Here is a 10,937-nt window from a genome sequence, read left to right as displayed (position 1 = left end):
TTTTTGTTGCACTCAAGGTTGGCGTAACCTGCCAATGCATAAATTCAGGGTTAAAATATTTGCTTTTTCAATGTTCAAAGGGACATATTTTTTTATATCAGTTTTTCATACCAAACTTTACACTACCTACCAGAGATGTTCCTTCTATTTTATCAACTTAATACTTTTATTTCATATTAAGACCTCATCGTTCTATCATCTGTTTACAATTCGTTTACATTTTAACATAATATTACCATGATTGAAAGATTTATTTACCAGAAATATTAAAGAAAAGTTATGATTTGGGATTATACTAATAAAAAGGTATATAGCTTCCCATCTATACCAGTTGGCACATTAAGAGAAAGCATATACACCTTCCTATCCAAGTTTATTTATAAAACAGTCTTATCCTATAAGGCAGCTAATAGTTGAATATGATTTGATAATCCTTATATATGAACCAAGCTCATTTTTACTATTTTACAACAATATTCACGATTTTACCGGGAACATAGATTTCTTTGATTATGCTACCGGTTAATTTATCTGATATCGCTTCTTTCGCTGCTGCTAAAACTTCCTCCTTGGATGCTTCAGCTGCCACCATAACCGTACCCTTAGTCTTTCCGTTAATCTGAACAGCGATCTCGATTTCACTATCCTTCATTTTCTCTTCGTCATATTCCGGCCAGGTGTTTTCAAAAACTGAAGTTTCATGACCCAGCTGTGACCATAATTCTTCACTCACATGAGGAATGAAAGGAGCTAACAGGATAACGGCTGTTTCTAAGGTCTCCTTATCAATGCCTCCACCTTTCTTCGCCAGATCAATCATCTTGTTATTGTATTCCATGAAACCTGATACAACTGTATTTAAACTAAAGCTTTCCAAACGGGTTGTAATATCATAAATCATTCTATGACGCAGCTTAATCATTTCCTCCGTAGCTTTGGTATTCTTATCCTTATGTTCCGATACCAGGTTAAAGAAACGGTTAATAAAACGATATACACCGTCGATCCCTCTGTCATCCCACTCGGAATCAAGTTCCGGAGGTCCTACGAATAATTCATACATTCTTAAGGAATCACAGCCGTAATCATTCACCAAATCATCAGGAGACACAACATTGCCTTTGGATTTACTCATTTTCGCACCGTTTTTACCAATCATACCCTGATTGAATAGTTTTGTAAACGGCTCTTCAAAATCAACCACACCGATATCATATAAGAATTTCGTATAGAATCTGGAATACAGAAGATGTAAAACCGCATGCTCCACACCACCGATATACATATCAACCGGCAATAATTCATGAGCCTTTTCTTTGGATACCAATTCCTTATCATTCTTGCTGTCCACATATCTTAAGAAATACCAAGAGGAACCTGCCCATTGAGGCATGGTATTGGTTTCTCTCTTTGCCGGCTTACCACAGGTAGGACAGGAGGTATTCACCCATTCATGGATATCCGCCAAAGGCGATTCTCCTGTACCGGTGGGCTGGTACTTTTCAACCTCCGGCAACAATAACGGCAGCTCCTCTTCCGGAACGGGAACCGGACCACATTCTTCACAATGAACAATCGGGATTGGTTCTCCCCAGTAACGCTGTCTGGAGAATACCCAGTCACGGAGTTTATAGTTAACCGTCTTTTTACCGATGCCCATCTTCTCCAGCATATCAGGAACTTCCTGCTTAGCCTTATCGGAATTCATTCCATTCCAATCACCGGAATTAATCATAACGCCGGCCTCTGTATATGCCTCAGTCATTTCAGGATCTTCTTTGCCATCCTTAGATATTACCTGAACAATCGGTATCTCAAATTTCTTGGCAAATTCAAAGTCTCTCTCATCATGGGCCGGAACACACATAATAGCTCCTGTACCATAATCCGCCAGAACATAATCCGACAGCCAAATTGGAATTTTCTTCTTAGTTAAGGGGTTAATGGCATAGCTTCCCGTAAACACACCGGTTTTTTCCTTGTCCTGCAGACGATCCACGGAGGATTTCATGGAAGCTTTATAAATATAATCCTCTACTTCTGCCTGCTGCTCTTTGGTAGCCAACTCCTTTGCCATAGCATGCTCCGGTGCCAGAACCATAAAGGTGGCGCCGTAAAGGGTGTCCGGCCTGGTGGTATATACACGGATGGCGTTATCTGTTCCATCCACTGTAAAATCCACTTCTGCACCGTAGCTCTTACCAATCCAGTCAGACTGCATCTTCTTAACCTTTTCCGGCCAATCCAGTTTATTCAGATCCTCTAACAAACGATCTGCATATTCCGTAATTTTTAGCATCCACTGTTTTAGGTTTTTCTTGGTTACAGAAGCGCCACAGCGTTCACATTCACCGTTAACAACTTCTTCATTGGCAAGACCAGTCTTACAGGAAGGACACCAGTTAATCGGCATCTCTTTCTCATATGCCAGACCTGCTTTAAACATCTTAACAAAAATCCACTGGGTCCACTTATAGAAATTAGGATCTGTCGTGTTCACTTCCATATCCCAATCATAGATGGCAGCGATTTCATTGATCTGTTTTTTAATATTGGCAACATTTTCAGCCGTTGATATACTAGGGTGAACACCCATCTTAATTGCATAATTTTCAGCCGGTAGACCAAAAGCATCCCAGCCCATCGGGTGGATAATATAATATCCCTTTAGTATCTTATATCTGCTCCATACATCACTGATTACATAGCCTCTCCAATGCCCTACATGAAGACCGCTGCCGGACGGATAAGGGAACATATCAAGACAATAATATTTCGGTTTTTTCCCATCCTGTACATTAACGGGATGACCTTCCCAATGCTTTCTCCATTTCTTTTCGACTTCCTTATGATTATAAGGTGTTGACATAAAATTTCCTCCTTCAAAATGATCAATTTAATTTTCTCTCCGATTCCAAACACACTAATATTATGCGTGAAAGGTATAAAAAAACCTCCCGTCTCAAACAAGAGACGAAAGGATAAGAATTCCGTGGTACCACTCTAATTCATAATTCGTCCTACCAGGACTAAATTATGCACTTAATATTCGATAACGAGAATACCGTCCCTGCCTACTATAGGTTCAGCCGGGAAGCTCAAAGGCGAGTTGGGAGTCTGTTACTGCTGTCTCACACCTTCCGACAGCTCTCTGAAAGCACATTTTCTCTTAATACTCCTTATCCATGCTTTTTCAATATTGGATATATTATATTAATATAAACATCTGTTACCTTTTTGTCAAGTTTTTTATCTTACGAGCCTTAGTTTGAAAGTTGCAAGATATAATGCCCCCATATTCAAAATAATTCAAGCAACCATTTTATTGTGAGCCTTAGTTATACCGAATTCTTGACGACGGACTTTCCCTTCCATTTGCCGGTTGCCACACGCCATATTCCTAAAAATCCGGTAACCAACCAGGTAAATGCAGTTGCCCAGAAGATTCCTCGAAAACCTATGCTTGCATTGGCAGCCATAAGCCTGGCAAATAAAACCCTACAGATTACTTCCGTAATACCCATTATCATAGGGATATGAATATCACCGGTTCCGCTTAGAAAATTTCTCGTAATAAATATCATGCCTACGAAGAAATAGAAAAAGCTGGTAATTCGAATTCCTTCTACACCATATCGAACCACTTCCATATCTTCCTGCTTCGTAAATATCTTCATGATGGCTTCGCCGCCAAAAAACATTATCGGTAACATAATTAAGCTGAAAATAATTATGATCAGGGAGGAAGATCGATATCCTTGCTTCACTCTGTCAATCTGACCGGCTCCGATATTTTGACCTGTGAAAGAAGCAGTTGCCGCACCTAAGGACATAGAAGGCTGTAATACCAGCTGTTCAATTCGATTAACTACCGTGGTAGCTGCAATTACCACAGCATGAAAGCTGTTGATTACACTCTGTAGTGCCATCAAAGAAACTGACACGAAGGAATTTTGTAGTGCAACCGGAAGCCCCAGGCGAATGCATTTGCGAAAGATTAAAGGATCCGGTTTAAACTCCCGAAGCGGCATTCTAAGTAACTTCACCCTTAATAGGGCATAAATCGTACAACCGGCTGCCGATACCATTTGTGCAATGATTGTGGCGATTGCAACTCCTGCTACCCCCATACCAAACACAACGACGAATAGCAGATCTAATAAAACATTTAATATACTGGCGATGATTAAAAATACTAAAGGTGTTATGGAATCACCTAAAGCCCTCAGTACTGCAGCCATACCATTATAGCAAGCTATACCAAGTATTCCAGCAAATGCTATCTTCATATAGATTTCAGATTCATTAATAATTGTATCCGGAGTATTTAGAAGCTCCAGGAATGTACGTGTTAATAGAAAACCCGTTACACCCATAATCGCTGAAGCCCCTATCACGATGTAAGTAGCTGTCGCAAAACTTTTCTTTACGTTCTCATAATCCTTGGCGCCAAAGTATTGCGATATAACAATCGAGATACCTGCAGAAAGACCAAAGGTCAAACCAAAAATCAAAAACAGAATTGACATGGTAGAGCCTACCGCTGCCAAAGCATCACTTCCCACAAATTTACCTACTACAATAGAATCCACCATGTTATAAAGCTGTTGAAATATATTACCGATTAACATAGGTACGGAAAATTTTAATATTAATTTTGTAGGAGACCCGTTTGTCATATCACGGGTTAAATTTCTTGCCATCTTACACCTCTTATTTCTATGGTAACATAAATAATAATATAACATTCATGTTTGGTTATTCCTATCTCTTTTGTTATGATACATTATCTTATACAAAATTATCTCATTTATCAACATGCTATACTCTAACAAGCTTTTATCATGACATATTCATTATTCACTTTTTTCATTTATGTTTATCCGTGGTTATTTTTATTACTTATTTTTGTACTCATACATTTAAATAATAGTCATTTTTGTTATAATTTCTGATAACTATCTTTAAGTCAATTCTAATAAACTTATCTTAGAGAATTCATTTGTATCAATGATGTATTATATACTCTAATCATTTTATAAGTAAATGTTTTTTTTCATAAAAAAAATGTCATATCGCTACCCGGCTTACATCTATACATAATCACATTCCTCTTTCATATAATTAAAAGAAGATTGACCTAATCGGGAGAGATATATGCATTGGCACACTATGTCCATAGAAGAAACCCTGAAAGAATTGGATGTTTTTGTTGACCAAGGGTTATCCACGAAGGAAGTGAAACAAAGACAGCAGACCTATGGTAAAAATGTCCTGGAAGCCAAGAAGGGAAAGAGTTTATTCCGAAAATTTATTGCCCAATTTGCTGATTTTATGATTGTAATATTAATATGTGCTGCGGCAATTTCATTAATTGTTTCCTATATGGATGGAGAACCGGACTATTTTGATCCAATTATCATATTGCTTATTATAATTCTAAATGCTACCCTTGGTGTCATGCAGGAGACTAAGGCTGAAAAAGCATTAGAGGCCCTAAAAAAATTATCTGCCCAAACCGCCCATGTACTGCGAGACCATAAAGTATCCATTATAAATTCAACTGAATTAGTACCCGGAGATATTATTTTACTGGATACCGGCTGTTTTGTTCCGGCAGACGCCCGTTTGATAAATTCCGTTAATTTAAAGGTAGAAGAAGCCTCTCTCACCGGCGAATCTCATCCGGTTGATAAAAATGCCCTGGTACGACTGCATCCGGATACGAATCTGGCTGACCGAAGTAACCTTGTTATGGCTACCAGTTCGGTAACCTATGGCAGAGGGGTTGCTGTTATAACCGGTACCGGTATGAATACACAGGTTGGCCATATTGCAAAGTTAATTATGGAGGATGAGACTCCTATGACCCCGCTGCAAAAAAAACTTGCCAAGACTGGGAAAGTTTTGGGTATAGCAGCGCTCATCATCTGTATTGCTATATTCATCATGGGACTCATGAAAAACCTGCCCGTATTTGATATGTTTATGACCTCGGTCAGCTTAGCTGTAGCTGCCATTCCGGAAGGACTACCGGCCATCGTAACCATAATGCTTTCCCTAGGGGTGCAAAGAATGGCCCGCAAGAACGCAGTTATTCGAAAGCTTCCTGCTGTTGAAACCTTAGGAAGTGCTACCGTAATCTGTTCCGATAAAACCGGTACCTTAACCCAGAATGTCATGACCGTAACACAGATCTGCTCTATGTATGGCAAAGAAAAGATGACAGGTGATTTTGGTGAATTTTTGCTATCCCATGCGGCCCTATGCAATGATGCTCTGCTTCAAATTGATAAAAATCATGTCGATATTGCCGGGGAACCTACTGAGAAGGCCTTGGTAATGGCGGCTTATCATGCAGGTATGAATAAATTAAATTTAGATTCAACTTATGAAAGGATACATGAAATTCCCTTCGATTCAACCAGAAAACTAATGACCACCGTACATAAATCCCCGGACGGAACTTATCGCAGTATTACAAAAGGAGCTTATGACTATATATTACCCCGCTGTAGTAATGTATATCATAATGGGAAACAGGTCCCTCTGAGGCGAAATGAAAAAAACCGTATTAACGCATTAAATTCTACCATGACCGGATCAGCCCTTCGGGTAATTGCCGTAGCTTATAAAAATATCCCCAAAGGAAAGAATTATGATGATACTTCATTGGAAGATGATTTAACCTTTATCGGTCTGATTGGTATGATAGACCCTCCAAGGGAAGAAGTAAAGGAAGCTGTCAGGATATGCAAGCAGGCCGGCATTAAACCGGTGATGATAACCGGTGATCACGTTTTAACTGCAACTGCTATTGCAAGGGAATTGGGTATCCTATCATCCATGAGTGAATCGATTACCGGAGAAGAGCTCTCAAGACTTGATCATGATGAACTATGTAACAAAATTCCCGGATATCGTGTGTTTGCCCGGGTATCTCCCGAACATAAGGTTAGAATCGTAAAAGCCTTTCAAAGTCGTGGCGAAGTGGTAGCCATGACCGGCGACGGCGTTAATGATGCCCCTGCCCTGAAAGCGGCAGATATCGGCTGCGCTATGGGAATTACAGGTACCGATGTTGCCAAGAATGCTTCCGATATGATATTAACCGATGATAATTTTGCCACAATAGTATCGGCAGTAAAGGAAGGAAGAGGTATCTATGACAACATAAAGAAAGCAGTTCACTTTCTGTTGTCCAGTAATATCGGTGAGATTTTAACCATTTTCGTAGCAATTTTATTCAGCCTGCCAACCCCACTCGTGGCAGTTCAGCTGCTTTGGGTTAATTTAGTTACCGATTCCCTTCCTGCCATATCCTTGGGAGTGGAACGGACTGCCAAGGATATTATGCAACGAAAACCGGTTCCTCCATCAAAAGGAATGTTTGCCGATGGTCTTGCATTTCAGATACTGTTTGAGGGAATTTTAATAGGCTCCTTAGCCCTGACAGCCTTTGTGATCGGTTACCGGTATTACGATATGCCTGCTCTTTTAAAATCTCTTACGAATCAGGTAGATACCAATGCTATGCCCGGTTCTTATGTCCCCTGGGTTGGAAGAACCATGGCGTTTGCCGTACTCGGACTTTCGCAGCTATTCCATTCCTTTAATATGCGAAGCAGACGATCCCTATCGGAAATTGGACTTTTCAGCAACCCGAAGCTGGTTATCTCCTTCTTAATATGTTCCTTTTTACAGGTTACAGTGATATCTGTTCCGTTTTTATCCAGAGTATTCCAGGTGGTGCCTCTGAACCTAAGGCAATGGGCCCTCGTGTTGTTATTATCCTTCACTCCTATTGTTGTTGTAGAATTGCAAAAGAAGTTTAATGCAAAAAAACGGGAGATGAATTCGTGATACATAGCTTATTCCTGACACGCTCTTGCTTGATGAAGTACATAGTGATACATAAGACCGCAAAACATGCGGTCAAAGTACCAACGACTTCATAACAGTTGCTCACTAAATTATGTTTGCATCACTTTGAAATAAAGGGGTCCTAAGGACCCCTTTTTATGTTTCACCAGTAATAGGTTTCGTCTGATACGTTTCCTTTTATAAATATCGCACAAAATTGAAAATATTTTTATACCGTACTTGAAAAAAAATATTTTCCATTATATATTTATACTAGTTAATAAAATGAAACATTTATCCGATAATCTTATTATTATGTTATACAATTTCTTACAAAGTTTTCCGCTCTCAGTTACTCATTTATATTGCTAAAAAGTATTATATTATCTTATAAAGTTGATGATATTATTGATTTATGGGACATACCTGTTGAGATTGATCTTATCTTCACTTTTTGTGATAAACAGAATCTTGTTGTGAGGTGTTGGCATGGAAGTGAATAAAGAGAATTTACCGGTTCCGGTAAAGCCCTATGATGATTCCATGTGGGATCAATGGAGCATGTATGATAACATGCCCTATGTATGGGATAAGGACTTATGCCCGGACAAGCGTCTTACAAGAATAAGCGGCAATGTAATTAAAGCTTACCGATGCCAGATAAAAGAACCTTATGAGGTAAAACACGAATGATAAAATAGCTACATAAGCATAATAAATACCCCTACATCTAGACAGGCGGATTCCTATAAGCAGATGCAGGGGTATTTCATATTATATTCGTAATATAATATAGAAAAACATGTATCAATTCTTGGCAACACCGGAATGACTACATACAAGGGGGCTCTCTATGAGAAAATTAATCATCACGGCAATATCAGCAATAATCATAACCTCCATAACAGGTTGTAATAACAGAGATGATGACTTTAAGAGTAGTGAATCAGATATCAATCAAATCCAAGAAACATTTAATCCAACCGTCGTTCCGACTGAAATTCCAGAAGACAAAACCGACACTGAGAGTCAAGCACCGAATCAGGAGATTCCTCCCTCAATAAAACCCTCTTTTGAAACTACCTATATAGCGAACCTGTTCCCAGCCTATGAAGCTACGGAAGAAGGTAATAAATACGGATACATCAATAGAGAAGGTACTTTTGTCATACCTCCAACATATGATGGCGCCGGTGATTTCATGGAAGACTTAGCAGTCGTATACAACGACGAAACATTCCAGGTAATCAACGAACAGGGTAAGGTGATTTTTGAAAACGAGTACATGATCTATGATTACCATAACGGAGCTGCTAAGTTTATAAAAATGATTAATGACCGTTATATGTATGGGTTTATCAATACTGAGGGAAAGGTTATTATAGAACCCATATATACGAATGCACTAGACTTTACTCAAGATCATATAGCAATTGTATCAAAAGACGGCGAAAACTTCTTTACTGTTGATAAAACCGGTACAAAAGTAAGTGATACAGAGAAAGAAGCTTATTATAACTATCAAGAATATAAAGATGGATATCAAGTAATTAACGGTGATAATTATAACTCTTACCAAGTAGTCGATGAACAGAATAACATTATTATCGGCCCGGTCATTGGTGAGATATATAATCTCGGTAAAGGACTCTTTGCTGTTCGAAGACAAAGCTTAGACGAGTTTGACATTCCGGTCAAGGAACCTATGGCTATCTTTAATAAAGATGGAGAACAATTATCCGACTATATCCATTATGACATAAATGAATATCAAGGGGATCTGGCATCTGCCTCCGATGATAAATATACTTATTTTATTGACACAAAAGGTAATATAATAGAAACCCTACCTAAGTTAGAGGGCATTGGCAGCCTTTCGTTACTAGGTGATGACTTCATTCGTGCAGATATAGATTACGAGACTTATTACCTTCGAAAAGATGGATCCATCCTCTGGAGATCAGATACTTTATTTTCTCTGACGGATGACATTACAGCAAAAAAAATAAAGCTCAGACCGGACCGGTTTACACTCATCTTCTACCCCGAAATTGATGGCTTGAAGGATGAAAAGATACAGACATCCCTTAATAAGAAGATTAAGTCTCTCTTTGATCGAAGCCAGAATGACTCTGATCCAGATGATGATTATATTGTCTATGTTGAAGATAACTTTAGTATTGAACTAATTAATGATTTATTAGTCATTCAAAAATCCGGCTATGACTATCCCTACGGTGCAGCCCATGGCATGCCCATTAATGATTATTACTACTTCAATATAAAGACTGGTAATCATTATACCTTAAGCGATCTATTCAAAGAAGAAAGTTATTATATATCAATACTGAATATGATTTTAGAGAAAAAGATAAACGAAATGAGTATAGATGAAGACAGTATGATTTTCGCAGACAGCTTTCATGGGATATCCCAAAACCAATATTTCATCCTTACAGAAGATACTTTGATCCTATATTTCTACCCCTACGAAATTGCTGCTTATGCGGCAGGTTTTCCCGATTTTAGTGTCCCTTATTCTGAAATAATTGATTTAATTGACACAGAGGGAGAACTGTGGCTGTCCTTTCATAGGGATGATATGGCATCCCCTAAGGAGACTACTGATAAGGAACTGCTTCCATTGATGAATTCTGTGATACGCCTATATGTAAAATCTTTAGTAAACGCAATTAATATTGATTATTTTCCTTATGTAGAAGCCCATCTTCTTAAGGGAAGTAAACTGTATAACGCTCAGAAGGAATTAGTCTCCGATCTATATAGCCGTGGAATTCGGGAAGAATATATTAGCAGTAAGGTAGAAAAAGTAGAATTTGATGAGAACAATAATGTTTATCAGGTATATGTCACCGAAGAAATATCGATACAATATCCTGATCAGGCTGCTGTAACTAAGACATTTTCTTATATTTATACTATAAGTCCCTCTACGAAAAAACAGCAATATCTTCTGAGTGATATTAAGAAATGGGATCGATAATTGCATTCAAATTGCTTATAATTCCTTACCCGCGAGTTTGCATCACTCTGAAAAAAGAAAGTGTATGTGA

The 10,937-nt window shown here is 38.5% G+C and carries 5 protein-coding genes and 1 other annotated feature; of the genes, 3 read left to right on the top strand and 2 right to left on the bottom strand.

Features of this window, described 5'->3' with window-relative positions:
- Window positions 1–460: 460 nt before the first annotated feature.
- Both leuS and I5677_RS07220 read right to left on the bottom strand, forming a co-directional pair.
- Entirely contained in the window at window positions 461–2,869 is a 2,409-nt protein-coding gene (leuS, locus tag I5677_RS07225) for a leucine--tRNA ligase (protein ID WP_197660896.1), read from the bottom strand.
- 97 nt (window positions 2,870–2,966) lie between these two features.
- Window positions 2,967–3,195: a binding site (T-box leader), on the bottom strand.
- Between the two features lie 143 nt (window positions 3,196–3,338).
- Entirely contained in the window at window positions 3,339–4,703 is a 1,365-nt protein-coding gene (locus tag I5677_RS07220; protein ID WP_197660895.1) for an MATE family efflux transporter, read from the bottom strand.
- Window positions 4,704–5,157: 454 nt separating this feature from the next.
- Here I5677_RS07220 and I5677_RS07215 point away from each other — a divergent pair, with 454 nt between their 5' ends.
- The 3 genes from I5677_RS07215 (at window position 5,158) to I5677_RS07205 (ending at window position 10,867) form a co-directional block, all read left to right on the top strand.
- Window positions 5,158–7,863: a calcium-translocating P-type ATPase, PMCA-type gene (locus tag I5677_RS07215; protein WP_197660894.1), complete on the top strand. Its 2,706-nt coding sequence runs from the start codon at window positions 5,158–5,160 to the stop codon at window positions 7,861–7,863.
- Between the two features lie 489 nt (window positions 7,864–8,352).
- On the top strand, window positions 8,353–8,556 hold the full coding sequence (locus I5677_RS07210; protein WP_197660893.1) for a hypothetical protein: 204 nt from the start codon (window positions 8,353–8,355) through the stop codon (window positions 8,554–8,556).
- Window positions 8,557–8,716: 160 nt separating this feature from the next.
- The gene (locus I5677_RS07205) at window positions 8,717–10,867 is read left to right on the top strand and encodes a WG repeat-containing protein (protein ID WP_197660892.1); all 2,151 of its coding nucleotides are present in this window, start codon (window positions 8,717–8,719) and stop codon (window positions 10,865–10,867) included.
- The last annotated feature ends 70 nt before the right edge of the window (window positions 10,868–10,937 follow it).

The organism is Mobilitalea sibirica, assembly GCF_015999265.1.
GTDB classification, from domain to species: Bacteria; Bacillota; Clostridia; order Lachnospirales; family Lachnospiraceae; genus Mobilitalea; species Mobilitalea sibirica.
This window is presented reverse-complemented; position numbering and strand designations above follow the sequence as displayed.